Origin of the sequence: Novosphingobium sp. ERW19 (assembly GCF_012641315.1) — a bacterium.
In the GTDB taxonomy this organism is placed as follows: Bacteria; Pseudomonadota; Alphaproteobacteria; order Sphingomonadales; family Sphingomonadaceae; genus Novosphingobium.
Genome location: NZ_JABAIC010000001.1, coordinates 87,707 through 102,986, shown reverse-complemented (window position 1 = coordinate 102,986; position 15,280 = coordinate 87,707). Strand labels below are relative to the sequence as shown.

Annotated in this window: 16 protein-coding genes; 7 read left to right on the top strand and 9 right to left on the bottom strand. The window is 64.3% G+C overall.

Annotation, left to right across the window (positions count from 1 at the left end; translation table 11 throughout):
- Positions 1 to 2 precede the first annotated feature (2 nt).
- Both HGI46_RS00465 and bchF read right to left on the bottom strand, forming a co-directional pair.
- A complete protein-coding gene (locus HGI46_RS00465) occupies positions 3 to 1,286 on the bottom strand; it encodes a ferredoxin:protochlorophyllide reductase (ATP-dependent) subunit N (RefSeq protein ID WP_168902680.1) in 1,284 nt (427 codons plus the stop codon).
- Positions 1,283 to 1,795, bottom strand: coding sequence for a 2-vinyl bacteriochlorophyllide hydratase (gene bchF / locus HGI46_RS00460; protein ID WP_168902679.1), 513 nt, complete (start codon positions 1,793 to 1,795; stop codon positions 1,283 to 1,285). The genes HGI46_RS00465 and bchF overlap by 4 nt, the downstream gene beginning before the upstream one ends.
- A gap of 416 nt (positions 1,796 to 2,211) precedes the next feature.
- Here bchF and HGI46_RS00455 point away from each other — a divergent pair, with 416 nt between their 5' ends.
- The 7 genes from HGI46_RS00455 to HGI46_RS00425 are packed head-to-tail and all read left to right on the top strand — an operon-like array spanning position 2,212 to position 8,594.
- Entirely contained in the window at positions 2,212 to 2,934 is a 723-nt protein-coding gene (locus HGI46_RS00455) for a cobalamin-dependent protein (RefSeq protein WP_346766664.1), read from the top strand.
- Between the two features lie 12 nt (positions 2,935 to 2,946).
- The gene (gene ppsR, locus HGI46_RS00450; RefSeq protein ID WP_168902678.1) at positions 2,947 to 4,368 is read left to right on the top strand and encodes a transcriptional regulator PpsR; all 1,422 of its coding nucleotides are present in this window, start codon (positions 2,947 to 2,949) and stop codon (positions 4,366 to 4,368) included.
- A gap of 49 nt (positions 4,369 to 4,417) precedes the next feature.
- Positions 4,418 to 5,320 (top strand): chlorophyll synthase ChlG, encoded by a 903-nt coding sequence (gene chlG, locus HGI46_RS00445; protein WP_168902677.1) that lies wholly within the window; start codon positions 4,418 to 4,420, stop codon positions 5,318 to 5,320.
- Entirely contained in the window at positions 5,320 to 6,633 is a 1,314-nt protein-coding gene (locus HGI46_RS00440; RefSeq protein ID WP_168902676.1) for a BCD family MFS transporter, read from the top strand. The genes chlG and HGI46_RS00440 overlap by 1 nt, the downstream gene beginning before the upstream one ends.
- Positions 6,630 to 7,829 (top strand): geranylgeranyl diphosphate reductase, encoded by a 1,200-nt coding sequence (locus HGI46_RS00435; protein ID WP_168902675.1) that lies wholly within the window; start codon positions 6,630 to 6,632, stop codon positions 7,827 to 7,829. Before HGI46_RS00440 ends, HGI46_RS00435 begins: the two co-directional genes overlap by 4 nt.
- A complete protein-coding gene (locus HGI46_RS00430) occupies positions 7,826 to 8,320 on the top strand; it encodes a TspO/MBR family protein (protein ID WP_118072109.1) in 495 nt (164 codons plus the stop codon). The genes HGI46_RS00435 and HGI46_RS00430 overlap by 4 nt, the downstream gene beginning before the upstream one ends.
- Before the next feature lie 10 nt (positions 8,321 to 8,330).
- Positions 8,331 to 8,594, top strand: coding sequence for a hypothetical protein (locus HGI46_RS00425; RefSeq protein ID WP_240946513.1), 264 nt, complete (start codon positions 8,331 to 8,333; stop codon positions 8,592 to 8,594).
- A 137-nt stretch (positions 8,595 to 8,731) separates the two neighbouring features.
- Here HGI46_RS00425 and pufC read toward each other — a convergent pair whose 3' ends face one another.
- The 7 genes from pufC to bchY all read right to left on the bottom strand — a co-directional run bounded on the left by pufC (position 8,732) and on the right by bchY (position 15,279).
- Complete coding sequence (gene pufC, locus HGI46_RS00420; RefSeq protein ID WP_168902674.1) at positions 8,732 to 9,817, bottom strand: photosynthetic reaction center cytochrome PufC; 1,086 nt, start codon at positions 9,815 to 9,817, stop codon at positions 8,732 to 8,734.
- Complete coding sequence (gene pufM, locus HGI46_RS00415; RefSeq protein WP_168902673.1) at positions 9,814 to 10,788, bottom strand: photosynthetic reaction center subunit M; 975 nt, start codon at positions 10,786 to 10,788, stop codon at positions 9,814 to 9,816. Before pufM ends, pufC begins: the two co-directional genes overlap by 4 nt.
- A gap of 14 nt (positions 10,789 to 10,802) precedes the next feature.
- Entirely contained in the window at positions 10,803 to 11,627 is an 825-nt protein-coding gene (gene pufL / locus HGI46_RS00410) for a photosynthetic reaction center subunit L (RefSeq protein ID WP_039336611.1), read from the bottom strand.
- Between the two features lie 103 nt (positions 11,628 to 11,730).
- Positions 11,731 to 11,916 carry a light-harvesting antenna LH1, alpha subunit gene (gene pufA / locus HGI46_RS00405; protein WP_039336613.1) on the bottom strand — a complete coding sequence of 62 codons (186 nt, stop codon included), beginning with the start codon at positions 11,914 to 11,916 and terminating at the stop codon, positions 11,731 to 11,733.
- A gap of 66 nt (positions 11,917 to 11,982) precedes the next feature.
- Positions 11,983 to 12,138 carry a light-harvesting antenna LH1, beta subunit gene (gene pufB / locus HGI46_RS00400; protein WP_082013438.1) on the bottom strand — a complete coding sequence of 52 codons (156 nt, stop codon included), beginning with the start codon at positions 12,136 to 12,138 and terminating at the stop codon, positions 11,983 to 11,985.
- Positions 12,139 to 12,298: 160 nt separating this feature from the next.
- Positions 12,299 to 13,744, bottom strand: coding sequence for a chlorophyllide a reductase subunit Z (bchZ, locus tag HGI46_RS00395; protein ID WP_168902672.1), 1,446 nt, complete (start codon positions 13,742 to 13,744; stop codon positions 12,299 to 12,301).
- The gene (gene bchY / locus HGI46_RS00390; protein ID WP_168902671.1) at positions 13,741 to 15,279 is read right to left on the bottom strand and encodes a chlorophyllide a reductase subunit Y; all 1,539 of its coding nucleotides are present in this window, start codon (positions 15,277 to 15,279) and stop codon (positions 13,741 to 13,743) included. Before bchY ends, bchZ begins: the two co-directional genes overlap by 4 nt.
- Position 15,280 lies beyond the last annotated feature (1 nt).

Sequence of the window (15,280 nt, the reverse complement as noted above, 5' to 3'; positions counted from 1 at the left end):
GCCTATACCCTCAAGATGTCGCGACGGCGCAGGGGCCGCGCGAAGAGCTCGGCGAGGTCACCCGCCTGCTCGAAGCCGTGGATGGGCGAGAACACCAGTTCGATCGCCCACTTGGTCGAAAGTCCTTCGGCCTCCAGAGGATTGGCCAGGCCAAGCCCGCAGACCGTCAGGTCAGGGCGGTCGAGCCGTACGCGGTCAAGCTGCAGGTCAACGTCCTGCCCTTCGCTCAGCCGAGTGGAGGCCGGCAGCAGCACCAGTTCGCGGGCATTGAGCTCGCGGTTGAGGTAGGGCGTGCCCACTTCCACCGGCATCATGCCGAGCTCTGTGTGCAGGAAGCGCGCCAGCGGCAGTTCTAGCTGCGAATCCGGCAGGAACGTGATGCGCTTGCCCTCAAGCCGTTCGCGCCGATGGGCAATCGCTCGCTTGGCCCGTTCGCGTCCCGGAGCCACGACGCGGTTGAAGTGCATCCTGTCGATCCCGAAGGCCTCTGCCGCTGCGCGCAGCCAGTCGGTCGTGCCTTCGGCGCCGAACGGGAACAGCGCGTCGAGCCGCTTTGCTCCGCGCCGCTGCAGCGCACCAATCGTCTCGGTCAGGAACGGCTGGGCCAGCAGGAAGACGGTGTTCGGACCCACCTTGGGCAGGTCGGCCATGCGCTTGGCGGGCAGGAAATGCACAGGGCCAATGCCCAGCTCGTCGAACAGCCGCTTGAACTGGTCCTCGACGATGTCGGGCAGGGCACCGACCACGAGCAGGTTGGCTGCCTCGACCGCGTCCGCAGCAGGCATCTCCGGCACCAGCGCGGTCAGGCAGGCGTCTTCGCCTTCGGTAAAGGTCGTCTCGATCCCGCTGCCCGAATAGTTCAGGACACGCACCGATCCGGCAAACTTGCCATCAAGCCGCTGCGCTGCCTTGCCGAGGTCCAGCTTGATCACTTCCGACGGGCACGATCCCACCAGGAACAGCGTGCGGATTTCCGGCCGCCGCGCCAGCAGCTTGTCGACGATGCGGTCAAGCTCGTCCTGGCAATCGGCCATCCCGGCCAGGTCACGCTCTTCGATGATCGCGGTGGCAAAGCGCGGCTCGGCAAAGATCATCACGCCTGCCGCGCTCTGCAGCAGGTGCGCGCAAGTTCGTGATCCGACGACGAGGAAGAATGCGTCCTGCATCTTGCGATGCATCCAGATGATGCCGGTCAGTCCGCAGAACACTTCGCGCTGGCCGCGTTCGCGCAGGATCTGTGGCTGTGCTGCCGGAGCGCATCCAAGAACGCTTTCGCCGGGGCTCATGCCGCCACCTCAAGCCGCGCTGCGCGCAGTTTCAGCAGGAACTGTCCAGCGTTGATGACATAGGCGGCATAGCCCGCCAGTGCGATCTGAATGCGCTGCTCGAAGCTGCCGAAATTGCCCAGCAGCATCACCAAATAGGTGGTGTGCAGCGCGATCACGAGCATCGAGAACACGTCTTCCCAGAAGAAAGCGCGGGCAAACAGCCACTTCCCGAAGACGACCTTTTCCCAGATCGAGCCGGTCACCATGATCGCATAAAGCGTGAGCGTCTTGATCACGACCGAGATGTCGGCCGCGACGGCGCCTTCGCCCCACGCAAGACTACGTAGAACTAGCGCCAAACTGACCAGAAACACCAGGAACTGGAAGGGGGCGAGCAGGCCCTGCACCAGCGTCCACCGCGTGGAGTCGCGCTTCTCGCGTTCCTCCGCAGTGTAAAGCGGCGGGCGCGTAGCCTGCGTGCCAAGTGCTTGGCCTGCGGCTTTAAATCTGATCGCGTCCCCTCTCATTCGGCCCCTTTCGCGGGCTGAGGCACCAGGCCTTCGAGAACTGGAGACTACGCCTCGTCTTGCAGAAGTGTCAATCTATCTTGACGACAAATAAAAATGACAGATCAGGGTTTGTCAGCAACAGTTTACAGGCGTAGAGTGTTGGCTCCGGTCAGAGTCGAACTATCGATCCGACAGTCCGGCGGGTGCGATTTGCACCCCACAGGCCGGAGGGGTCTGCCATGGCGACTGTTTATGGGTCCGAGGCCAACGCCGATGCAGTAAGGCGGACACGTCGCAGACGTGCCCCAGGCTTGCGATCAGGTCCGACCCACACGGATGGACACAATTCCTCTCCCGCCAGAGGGCCGGCATCGGTTAACAGCCTGATCGAGGAGCAGATCATTCCTCGTCTTTTGCTCGCCCATTCGTCCGGTGTGCCCAAAGGCCGGGTGACCGGCACGCTCTCGGTCGATCCGTCCGACGCCGCCAGCTTCGCCTCGCTGCCGCTCGATCTCGATGCCGAGGAATTGCTCGAAGTCGTCGAAGGCTTCATCGCGCGCGGCATCGCAATTGAATCGATCTTCGTCGATCTGCTTGCCCCTTCCGCGCGCCGCCTCGGCCAGCATTGGGAAGAGGACGAGTGCGATTTTCTCGATGTCACAATGGGCTTGTGGCGCTTGCAGGAAGTCATGCGGCAGGTCGCGTTGCGCTTTCCTGCCGACGACTCCGATGGCGACCGCGCCCGCAGTGCGTTGTTTTCTCCGATGCCCGGTGACAGGCATGCGCTGGGCACGCTGATGATCGAGGAAGTCTTTGCCCGGGCCGGCTGGCAAACCGAGGCGCTGATTGAACCCAAGCGTAAGGAATTGCTGCAAATTATCGCCGAAAGACACTTCGATGTCATAGGCTTGACCGTCAGTTGCGATTGCACTAACGCGAATCTCAGTGACCTAATTTGTTCCATTCGCAGCGTCTCTCGGACGCCCGGGGTTCAGGTCTTCATTGGTGGACGAATGGTCAATGCCAATCCGGGTATCGTCGATGAAGTGGGCGCCGATGGCACCGCTCCCGATGCACGATCGGCTCTCGTTCTTGCCGAAAAGCTGGTTGCCAGGAAACACGCCGGATCGGTCCGCCCCGAACATCCCCTCGGATAGCCGGCTCGACTGATGCCTTCCCGCAATAACTCCGTCGAAGGGAAGCTGCCCTTCGCCAGTCCCCGCACCCATTTCGAGGCGCTCGGACCGGATGCTGCCGCGACCCTGGCGATGGTGGCGGGCGATCTTGCTTTGGTGCTCGATGAAGGTGGCCAGATCGTCGACGTGACGGCAAACCCGCGTGAATTTCCCGATGCCCAGCAGTGGATCGGCCGCGATTGGCTCGATACGGTATCGGTGGAAAGCCGGCCCAAGGTCATGGAAATGCTGGCCAATGCGCGCAAGGGCGTGACCCAGCACTGGCGCCAGGTGAACCAGACCACGACCGAAGGCGAAGTGCCGCTGCGTTTCGTGGTGGTCCGCCTCGGTGAAAGCACCAACGCCATCGCCATCGGCCGGGACATGCGGGATGCCGCTGCCCTGCAGCAGCGAGTCCTCCAGGCGCAGCAATCGCTCGAGCGGGACTATCTGCGCCTGCGCCAGCTCGAAGCGCGCTACCGCATGCTGTTCGACCAGTCGCTCGATCCGGTGCTGATCGTCGATGCCGAAGCTTTCCGTATCCGCGAGGCCAACCGCGCCGCGCACCAGCTGTTCCAGGCCCGTAACGGCACGCTGCAGGGCGCCAAGCTGACCACGCTGTTCTCCCGCCCCGCGCGCGAACACCTGATCGCTTTCCTCGGGTCGACCCTCGTTTCGCCGGGCGTCCTCCCGATCGAGGTGCAGCCCAACAACAGCGACGATGCCGTCATGCTTTCAGCCAGCGGTTTTCGCGAAAAAGGCGGGCAGTTTCTGCTCATCCGCCTGTCCGGTGCTTCCAGCGTCGCCGAGCACGCCTCGGGCGAGATGATGCGCGTGATCGAGGCCATGCCGGATGCCTTCGTGCTGACCGATGCCCGCATGGTCATTCAGGCCGCCAATCCGGCCTTTGTCGAACTCGTCTCTGCCGCCACCGTCGATCAGCTGCGCGGGCGTCCGCTGGCGGATTTCGTCGGGCGTCCGGGCATCGATCTCGATCTGATCGACGGCCAGCTCGCCAAGCACGACATTGCCCGCAATGTCAGCACGGTGGTCGGCGCGCGGGACGGTTTCGATGGCGAGCCGGTCGAACTTTCCGCTGTGAAGACCGGCGATGACCAGCCGCACTACGGTTTCGTGATTCGCCCGATCGGTCGCCGCCTGCGCGACCTTCCCGTCACGGCAGACGCCCCGCGTTCGGTCGAACAGCTCACCGATCTGGTCGGTCGCATGTCGCTGCGCGATATCGTGCGCGAATCCACCGACCTGATCGAGCGTCTCTGCATCGAGGCAGCGCTCGAATACACCTCGAACAACCGCGCTTCTGCCGCCGAAATCCTCGGCCTCAGCCGCCAGAGCCTCTATTCGAAGCTGCATCGCTACGGCCTTGGCAATCTGGTTGATTCACTTGACGAATAAAGTGTCAATTTGATTTGACGCTTTGGGTCCATGGGCATAGTCTTTGCCCATGGCGCAATCTGCAGTCTCCACTGGGATGACGCCGCCTCCGGCGGCTCGCGACGTCTTGGAACTCCTCAAGCCGATCACGTGGTTCCCGCCGATGTGGGCACTGATGTGCGGCGTGGTGTCCTCGGGCGTCTCCCCTTTAAGCCGCTGGACCTTCCTCATCGCCGGCATCCTCTTGGCTGGCCCGCTGGTCTGCGGCACCAGTCAGGCCGTGAACGACTGGTTCGATCGCCACGTCGATGCGATCAACGAGCCTGACCGGCCCATTCCCTCGGGTCGCATCGGCGGGCGCTGGGGCCTCTACATCGCCATCGGCTGGACTGCCCTGTCGCTGGCGGTTGCTGCCTTCACCGGCCAGTGGGTGCTGATCGCGACTGTGTTCGGCCTCGCCTGCGCCTGGGCCTACAGCGCGCCGCCCTTCCGCCTCAAGACCAGCGGCTGGATCGGCCCCGCCGTCGTGGGTCTCACTTACGAAGGCCTGAGCTGGTTCACCGGCGCTGCCGTAATGGCCGGGGCCTTGCCACCGGTCCATGTCCTCGTGGTCCTAACGCTTTACAGCATCGGTGCCCACGGCATCATGACACTCAACGATTTCAAGGCCGTGGAGGGTGACCGGGCGACCGGCCTGCGTTCGCTTCCGGTCGTGCTCGGTGAACGACCGGCTGCCTTGCTCGCCAGCGCCGTCATGGCCGTGCCGCAAGTGATCGTCGTCGCGCTGATGGTCATGTGGGGACACCGAATCTCCGCAGGGGTGGTTGCGGTCCTGCTCGCTGCGCAACTCGCGCTCATGCCGAAACTGGTGTCGGCCCCGGCGCGCAATGCGCCGTGGTACAACGCCACCGGCGTGTCACTCTACGTGCTCGGCATGCTCGCCTCGGCACTCGGCCTTGGGGGGTATGTCTGATGAACCGCAGTTTCGGCTGGTTTTCGATTGTCCGGCTCGGGGCCGTACAGGCCTCGATCGGCGCGATGGTGATGATCGCAACTTCCCTGCTCAATCGCCTGATGGTGCTGGAATACGGCCTTGCTGCCGGCATCCCCGCCGGGCTGGTGGCCTGGCACTACATGGTCCAGCTTTCACGGCCGCTGTGGGGCCACGGCTCGGACCTCGGGCGCAAGCGCACCCCCTGGGTCATCGGCGGCATGGCCATTCTTGGGGCAGGGGCAATGCTCGCTGTTCAGGCCACGACCATGCTCGACGATGCCCGGACACCAGGCATCGCGCTCGCCGTCATCGCCTTCTCGCTGATCGGCGCGGGCGTTGGCGCCGCGGGAACCTCGATGCTCGCGATACTTGCGTCCGGCGTCGCGCCGGAGCGCCGTGCGGCTGCTGCTGCCACGACATGGATCATGATGGTCTTCGGCATCGTCATTTCCGCTGGTACTGCCGGTGCGCTGCTCGATCCCTATTCCGAACAGCGCCTGTTCGTGGTCGCGGGCGGTGTGGTGGCTGCGGCAATCTCGCTCACCTGCCTCGCCATGCTCGGGCTTGAAGCGAAGACCACTGGCGCCGTGCCGACGGAGAACCGTCAGCCCCCGGCAACCTTGCGTGAAGCCATCTCCGAAATCCTCGGCGATCCGCAGTCGCGTCGCTTTACCCTGTTCATCTTCGTCTCGATGCTCGCCTATTCGATGCAGGACCTCATCCTCGAACCCTTTGCCGGGCTCGTGTTCCAGATGTCGCCGGGCCAGTCGACCAGCCTTTCCGGACTCCAGCACGGCGGCGTGCTCGTTGGCATGATCGTGACCGGGCTGGGCGGCAGTGCCTTTGCCGGGCGCATGCCGATCGAACTGCGCGTCTGGACCATGCTCGGCTGCATCGGCTCGGCCGTCGCGCTGGCTGGGCTGGCGATGGCGGCTCAGGCTGGTCCGGGCTGGCCCCTGGCGGCAAACATTGCGGCGCTCGGTTTCTTCAACGGCGCTTTCGCAGTCTCCGCCATCGGCTCGATGATGGGCTTGGCTGGTGCCGGCAAGCGCACCCGCGAAGGCGTGCGCATGGGCGTCTGGGGCACGGCGCAGGCCATCGCCTTCGGCCTTGGCGGCCTCACCGGCGCTCTCGGCGTCGATTTCGTGCGCGGTGCCACGGGGCAGGTGTCGCAAGCCTTCCAACTCATCTTCGCTTTCGAGGCGAGCCTGTTCCTCATCTCGGCAATCCTCGCGATGCGTGTGACATATCGGCGGGCCATCCCCGCCCAACTGGGGACGGCAGGGGCATGACCGACAGGGTTGAATACGATGTCGTCGTCATCGGCGGTGGACCATCAGGAGCCACGGCCGCGTGGGATCTGGCACGCATCGGCCGCAAGGTCCTGCTGCTTGACCGGGCCGGGCGGATCAAACCCTGCGGCGGCGCGGTCCCACCGCGCCTGCTCGAGGAATTCGACGTCCCGCAATCGCTGCTCGTGGCGCGCGCCCGCTCGGCGCGGATGGTCGCACCCTCGAACCGTGCGGTGGACATGCCCGTGGGCGAGATCGGCTACGTCGGCATGGTTGATCGTGACCATTTCGACGAATGGCTGCGCGAACGTGCCGCCAAGGCCGGGGCCGAGCGCCGCGTCGGCACGTACGAAAGGATCGAGCGGGATGGCAATCCCGGCGCGGTCGTCTGCTACCACGAAGCGCGCGGCGACGAAGTGCGGAAAGTCCGCACCCGCCTCGTCATCGGCGCTGACGGCGCGCGTTCGGGCGTGGCGCGCGAAAACATCCCAGGTGCCGAACGGAACCCTTGCGTCTTCGCCTACCACGAAGTCGTCCGTTCGCCACAAAGCACTGAACAAGGCTTCGATGCCTCACGTTGCGACGTGCTCTATCAGGGCAAGCTCTCGCCAGATTTCTACGCATGGGTCTTCCCCCATGGCGAAACGTCGAGCATCGGCGTCGGCAGCGCCAACAAGGGTTTTTCCCTGCGCGGTTCGGTCAAGCAGATGCGCGATGAACTCGGCCTCGAAGGGTGCGAGACGATCCGCCGCGAAGGCGCACCGATCCCGCTCAAGCCCTTGAAGCGCTGGGACAATTGCCGCGATGTGCTGGTCGCTGGGGACGCTGCCGGAGTCGTCGCGCCTGCCTCGGGCGAGGGCATCTACTATGCCATGGTCTGCGGCCGGATCGCCGCGCAAACCGGCGACGCTTTCCTCGCCAGTGGCAATCCTGCTGTGCTGAAGCGTGCGCGCAAGGCTTTCCTGCGCGAACATGGCCGCGTGTTCTGGATCCTCGGGATCATGCAGTATTTCTGGTATTCCAGCGACAAGCGCCGCGAACGCTTCGTCGAGATGTGTGCGGACAAGGATGTCCAGCAGCTGACCTGGCAGGCTTACATGAACAAGAAGCTGGTGCGCGCAAAGCCGATGGCGCACCTGCGCATTTTCCTCAAGGATTGCGCGCACTTGCTGGGCCTGAGGCCCGCTGCCGGATGAAGCGCGCCTCGCTCATGCCCGCCGGCATTCCGATCGGCATCGCCACGCTCGCAGCCTTTGCCACGGCGATGGTCGGCGGCACGATCACCGATCTCGGGCCTTGGTACGATTCCCTGATCAAGCCCGCTTTCACGCCGCCGCGCCCGGTCTTCCCGATTGCCTGGACCACGATCTTCGCCCTGTGCGCCATCGCCGGGGTCGTGGCATGGCGCGCCTCGCGCACCTCGCGAACGTCTGACACGGTGATCGGCCTGTTCGCGCTGAACGGCTTCCTCAACATCTTGTGGAGCCTCATCTTTTTCCGGATGCAACGGCCCGACTGGGCATTCTGGGAGCTGTGCCTGCTGTGGCTCTCGATCGCCACGCTGATCGTCTACTGCGGCCGCATATCCCGGCTCTCGGCAGTCCTGCTGCTGCCCTATATCGCCTGGGTCACCGTGGCTGGCGCGCTCAACTGGGAAATCGTCCGCCTCAACGCGCCGTTCGGTTAAAGGAAGGGCGTTGCCCGGCACCATGGAAGCGCTCTTCGCCTCGGGTCACGCCGCCGACATCGTCCTCGCCGCACTCCTGCTCGAAGCACTCTGGCTGCGCTTGCGGGGATGGAAAGTCGCAGATCTGCTCACCATGTTGCTGCCTGCCGCACTGATCGTCGTTGGACTTCGCGCTGCCTTGGTCGGCGCGGATTGGCCGTGGATTTCAGCCCCGATCGCGCTCTCCTTCCCGGTGCACATCGCCGACGTTGTGCGCCGTCGCCGCAGCCTCTGACAGTCGCGCGTTCGTCTGGCAGAGTTGGGGGTGAGTTGCGGGGGAGTTGCCCTTCTGCCCCGGAGAGTTGGAAACACAAAAAGGGTCCGCCGGAGAAGCTCCAGCGGACCCTTCAGGTCCCACATTCCTGCGGGGGATCAGTGTGTTGCGGTCGAAACCGCAGCGGCAATCGGAGCTGCGGGAGCCGCCGGTGCTACAGGAGCTGCCGCCGGTGTCGCCATCGGGGCACCCCACAGCGCCGGGTAGTCCTTGGCCATCTTGTACCCGCCCATCGGCTTGTTCTTGCCCTGGTGGCAGGTGGCGCAGCTCACCTTGAACGGATCGCCCATCGGGCCCTTGCGGTGCGCCGGGAAGACGTCCTTCAAGCTGCTGATATATTGGCCATTTATGTCGCGTACCATGCGCAGGCCGTACCACGCCGTGGCGCGCTTGGGCGTGCTGATGTTCCACGGCTTGAACGCCTGTGCGTTGTGGCAGAACGTGCAGTTCACGCCCAGCGACGTCGACAGGTGGTTCATAAGTGCATACTGCGGCTCGGTTTCCTTGATGGAAAGCTCATTGGCCTTGGTCGGATGCAGGGTATCGGAAACGACCCGGATCGACCTGTCGGTCTTGGGATCGCCGGTCAGGTAAAGCGCCAGAGACGCTTCCGGCAACGAAGAATAAGCCGACGCGGCAACCGGATTGTTCTGTCCGTGGCGGTTGCCGATGATCCCGTTCTTTCCGGCATCCGGCAGGGCCCAGTAGTTGGCCGGGATCGCATTGCCGCGGTGACAGGTCCAGCAGGTCACGCCCGTGTTCGCCACGTGCTTGTTCCAATTGGAGTTTATGTTGCGGGTCATCTGCAACATCTTGCGCGCGGCGACCTTGGTGTACTTCTCGTCCGAGGCCATGTTCTCGGGGTTGTGGCAGTAGTTGCAGCCCTGCTCAGGGGAAACCCACGCGGTGATCGCAGCCATCGTGTAGGTGAACTGCTCTTCCGACACGTCGCCCAGAACCTGCACGTTCTGGTAGGCCGCGCCGGCGCGAGGTCCGTCGTTCGAGGGCGGATCATATGGCGGGGCGGGCACGTCGTCCTTGGCCATGGCCACCTTCTTCAAGGTGACCTGGTCCATCCCCGTGCCGCGATGTCCGTTCTGGACCGACTGCTTTGGCCCTAGCTCGCAACCCGAAAGGGTCAGCGCAGCACTCGCCAATGCGGCGATTGCGATTGTCCTTCTCATTGGCCCGCACTCCCCAGCGTTGCGGGATCGATGACCCCGGTATCGGGATACATCGGAGCATAGCCATGCTGCTGCGCCCAGAGGTACCAGTTGTCGACCACGGTGCCGGTCAGCAGGATGCCGATGCCGCCCGTGAGCGTCGTCAGCACGGCGAACCACCAGGCCCAACGGTGGATTGATTCCATCGTGGCGTTGAAGCCCATGGTCCAGCGCCAGAACAGCGCGGCGCGTTCCGAGGCCGTGCCCCGATCGGTGATCTGCTCGATCTCGCGCTCACCGCCGTAGCGACCGACTGCAAGAATGGTGGCGCCGTGCATCGCGAAGAGCAGGGTCGAACCATAGAGGAAGGCGATCGAGAAGGCGTGGAACGGGTTGTAGAACAGGTTGCCGTAGCGGATCGAGAAGGCCGCCGTCCAATCAAGGTGCGGGAAGATGCCGAACGGCACAGATTCCGCCCACGAGCCCATGAAGAACGGGCGGATGAAGCCGAGCACGAGGTAGAGCCAGATCGCCGAGGCGAAGGCCCAGGCCACGTGCGTCCCCATGCCAAGCGCGCGGGCGCGGGTATATGTGCGGACCCACCACAGGATGATCGACGTGGTCAGGAAGAACCCGGCCATGATCCACCAGCCACCCTTGGCCAGCGGCACGAAGGGGGTGAAGCCATATTCCGGTCCCGGCGGTTCAAGCGACAGCCAGGGCAGCATGCGCACGAACTGGATCGGGTTCCAGTTTACCGAGGCGAGCATGTTGAGCCCGATGATCTCGATCGCGAAGAAGCCGAAGATCAGCGCGAACACGCCGGTCCAGCCCAAGTAGACCGGACCGATCTGCGCATGGCCGATCAGGCCCATGAGGTGGTTGAACGATCCCTTGCCGATCCGCGGCTCGCTGCCGGGGGGAAGGGCGATCCCGGCTTCGGGCTCGCCCCGCAGCTGGACCTGGGTGAAAATGTTCTGATAGGTCGCCATCGCTCAGTGCTCCTTCACGACCAGATCGGCAGGTTGAGCCACCAGGTCCACCATTCGGGCCAGCCCTTGGTCCACAGCGGCCCGCTGATCACGATGCATACCGCGCTCCAGAAGCCCGCGTTGAGGGCAAGGAGCAGGCCGACGCGGTGAATGCCCAGCGTGCCGACCGAGTAGCCGATGAGATCGCGGAAGAAGGTGTCTTCGTACTCGGGCGACTTCACCTCGGCACCTTCCGGCGGGTTGACCGCAGAGAGCACCAGTGCGCCGTGAAGGGCGAGCGCAAGCGTCGTCGTGAAGAAGAACGAGACTGCCAGCATGTGGGCCGGATTGTAGTGGAAGTGCAGGTACTGGTACCCCGTGTTGGAAACCCAATCGAGGTGGCTGAAAATGCCGTAAGGGAAGCCGAAGTGCCATCCGCCCAGAAGGACGGGGCGGATCACCACCAGCGTGAAGTAGGCGAAGATCGCCATGCTGAAGGCGACCGGGACATGGTATCCCATGCCCAGCTTGCGGCAGATCTCGACCTCGCGCAGCGCCCAGCTGCTGAACGAAATCAGCGCGCAGACGGTAATGACCTGCCAGAACCCGCCTTGTGCCAGCGGGGCAAGGCCCAGCCCGTACTTGAGATCTGGCGGCTCGATCGAGATGAGCCAGGGATTCCACGTCGGCCCTTGCGATGCCGCGTAGAAGATGAGCGCAGTGCCCAGCGATGCGAAAATCGCGGTCACCACGCCAAAGAAGCCGACGTAGAACGGACCCACCCAGAAATCGAACAGGTCGCCGCCGATCAACGTGCCACCGCGAACGCGGTATTTTCGTTCGAAACTAAGGAGTGCCATGGTTCTACCCCTCCCCGCCGCGGCGCGACGGGCTTAGCTGTGTTCTGATTGGCTGCCACAGGAGGCGGCGACTAGAGCGCCGCCGCCTCTCGCACAGTTGGCGTCAGGGCGCTGCGGGCGCCGCTGCTGCTGCGTTCGCCATGCCCTGGGCCGAGTTCGGACCATCGAGCCAGTTGAACGTATCGGTGCTGAGCAGGATGAAGTGAATCACCAGTGCGAGCACGAACAGGAATGCGAACAGGGCAACCAGAGCCCTGCGCGGATCGAAAATAAGCCAAATCCTCCACATGGTCTTAGTCCTTGTGCAAGTGTTGAAGGTTCTGCCTCAGGCAATCGCCGTCGACAGACGGATGCGTCAGAGCCAGGGCTTCCACATCCAGACGAGGACGTGTGCGACCACTGCGACGGCGGTGAAGCCGACGAAGCTGCTCATGAACAGTTTGTGGAATTCCTTTGCTTCCTCAGGCGTGAGGTAGGTCCTCAGCCCGAAGCGATCGTCATGATCACTCATTGCCCAATCTCCAGTCGTTGTTGATGTGCGAGAGGCGGAAGACCTCTTTCGATATCCACGCGGAACTGACCCGCGAGGATGGGGGAACACGGGCGACCGGAGAGGGGCGACCGTGCAAGCTGTTGCGCCTGGGATGAGCGCGGAAGGATAGGTGCGCAGGTCATGTCACCTGCGCCTCGAGCATGGCATCGGCGAGCCTGTCGGCGCTGACGCGGGTTTCGTTGTGGCGACGCGTCACCCGTTCGGCTGCATCGCGCAGGCGCTTGGCCGCGGAGATGCGCACCAGCACGGGCTGTGCCTCGACGATCTGGTCGAGCCGCGCCTTGGCGTCTTCATCCCACGCCAGTTCGCGGGTATCGCGTGCCGGGGTTGCCTCGACAGCATCGAGCTGGGTTGCCAGCGGGATGATGTTGAACAGCGCATCGAACAGCGCGTTGCACACTTCCTGGACGAGGTAGGTCGCGCCAGAATAGCCCATGAACGGTGTGCCGATGTGGCGACGGATCGCCGCGCCGGGGAAGCTGGCCGGAATGTAGATCGACCGGCCGCCCTCTTCGGCGCTGTACATGCGTTCGTTGTAGCTGCCGAACAGCACTAGGGGCGAATTGCCGTGGATCGCGGCGCGTACGTCCTCGTTCTTCGGCTTCACTCCTGCGCTGCGCGAGAAGGCGAACGTGCAGGGCAGGCCCATGTCGTCTTCAAGAAACTTGCGGATGCCGCGCGTATAGGTCTCGTTCGCAACGATGCCGAAGCTGGCCGTGGCGAAGAAGTCCTGCGTGACCGAGCGCCACAGGTCCCATAGCGGCTTGATCGTGGTGTGCTTCTCGCGCTCGATGAACGGTTCGGGATCTAGCCCGAGTTCCGCAGCCAGCGCGCGCAGGAACCGCGTCGTGCTGTCGAGCCCGATAGGGGCCTGAAAGTATGGCCGCTCCATCTGCTCGCACAGGGCGCGGCCGAATTCGCGGTACATGCACACGTTCGCCTGCGCATCGGCCAGCTTGCGGACATCGGCCAGATGGCTTCCAAGGGGGAAGACCATGTTGACCTCGGCGCCGATGCCTTCGATCAGGCGGCGAATCTCGTGGACGTCGCTTGCCATGTTGAACATGCCGTATGACGGGCCGAGGATGTTCACCTTGGGCTTCTCGCCATCCTTGACCGGCTTGAGCACTGGGACGGTCTTCGGCCCGAATTCCGACCAGAGCCAGCTGAGTGCGCGATCCGCACACTGCCACTGGTCCTCGTCAATGGTGCGCGGCAGGAAGCGCTTGATATTGGTGCCCTGCGGCGTGACGCCGCCGCCGATCATCTCTGCGATGGAGCCGGTGACGACCACGGCGGGAAGCTCGGGATCGAGCACTTTCCACGCCCGCTTCATCGCGCCCTCGGTGCCGGTCTTGCCCAGCTCTTCCTCGCCCAGGCCGGTCACGACGATGGGCAGTTCGTGCGGCGGCAAGCCGTCGGTGTAGTGCAGGACCGAGGTGACCGGCAGGTTCTCGCAACCGACCGGACCGTCGATGATCACCTGCAGGCCTTTGACTGCGGTGAAAACGTAAACCGCGCCCCAGTAGCCGCCTGCCCGATCATGGTCGAGGACGAGCGTCATGTGCCAACCGCCTCTGCCGCCTTGCGCGCGGCTTCGTTGAGGGCGGCGTACTTCTTCTTGAAGGCGGGGCGGTCCTGCGGGGTGTCTTCCCAGATCCCGGCTGCAGGGCCGGTGCCGACGCCTTCGAAGAACGCGCTCATCCGGTCAAAGCGCGCCTTGTTGGCCATCGCCGCGTTGATGACTTGCGCAAGGCTGCCCGCGCCAGCCACGCCCATCAGCGGACGGGCCGAGATCAGGTTGGTGAAGTAGAGTGCCGGGATCGCCTTGGCCTTGGCGTGCTGCACCACCGGCGTCGTGCCGATGGCGAGGTCTGGGCGGAATTCCTCGACCGCGGCGATGTCCTGCTCAAGGCTGGCGCGGAACTGGACGCGCACGCCGCGCGCTTCGAGCCATTCGCGGTCAGGATCGGACCAGCTTGTACGCGGGCAGGCACTGCCGACATAGGGTACCTCCGCGCCGCTTTCGATCAGCAGGCGGGCAACGAGCAGTTCGGAGCCTTCATAGCCCGAAACGGTGATGCGGCCCTTGATCGGGTTGGCGGCAAGTGCGGCCTTGATCATCGGGACGAAACGCGCCTTGGCGGCTTCGACCTTTTCCGGCGCCACGTTGCAGGCCGCGCCGATGGCATCGAGCCATGCGGCGGTGCCATCAGCGCCGACCGGGGCCGAGCCGACCACGGTGCGCCCGGCATGTTCGAACTCGCGGACGCTGGCGGTGTAGAACGGGTGGATCGCGGCGACCACGGCACAATCGAGCGCGGCGTAAAGCTCGCGCCATTCGCGGGTTGGGACAACCGGCCCGGCGGCAAGGCCGAGCGGTTCGAGCATCATGCCGATGCCCACGGGGTCAGCCGGGAACATTTCGCCGAGCAGGGTGACGGTCGGCTGGTCAGAGCGGGTGGCAGGAGCCGCCACCGGACCCTGCGCCACTTCCTCGCGCGCGTAGGCGAGCATGGCGCCTGCCAGCACGTCCTTGGCCTCGGCATGAGTGGGAATGCCGAAGCCGGGCACGTCGATGCCGATGATGCGCACGCCATTGATCTGCTTTTTGAGCAACCGAAGTGGCACACCACTGGCGGTTGGCACGCACAAATTGGTTACAACAATCGCGTCGTAATCGGCCGGGTCGGCCAGGCCCTCAACCGCTTCCTTGATGTCCTCGAACAGCTTGCCGGTGACGAGCGTTTCGGAACTGAATGGCACGTAGCCGACGGTGCGGCGCGCGCCGTAGAAGTGCGAGGTGAAGGTCAGGCCATAGACGCAGCAGGCCGAGCCCGAGAGGACGGTTGCGGTGCGGCGCATGCGCAGGCCAACGCGCAGCGAGCCAAACGCCGGGCACATCGATTGCGGTTGATCGTGCGGGCCGACCGGGTAGTCGGCGGCGTAGCGCTCCAGCAGTTCTGAGCCTTGCGCCTTATTCGTCGCATCGCGCAGCACGTCCGCGCCTGCGTGGCAGCCGCCGCCTTCGACCGGCGGATCGAGTTCGATCCGGTCCGGTTCACGCGCGTGAAGCGCCCCATCAACGAGGTCTGTCATG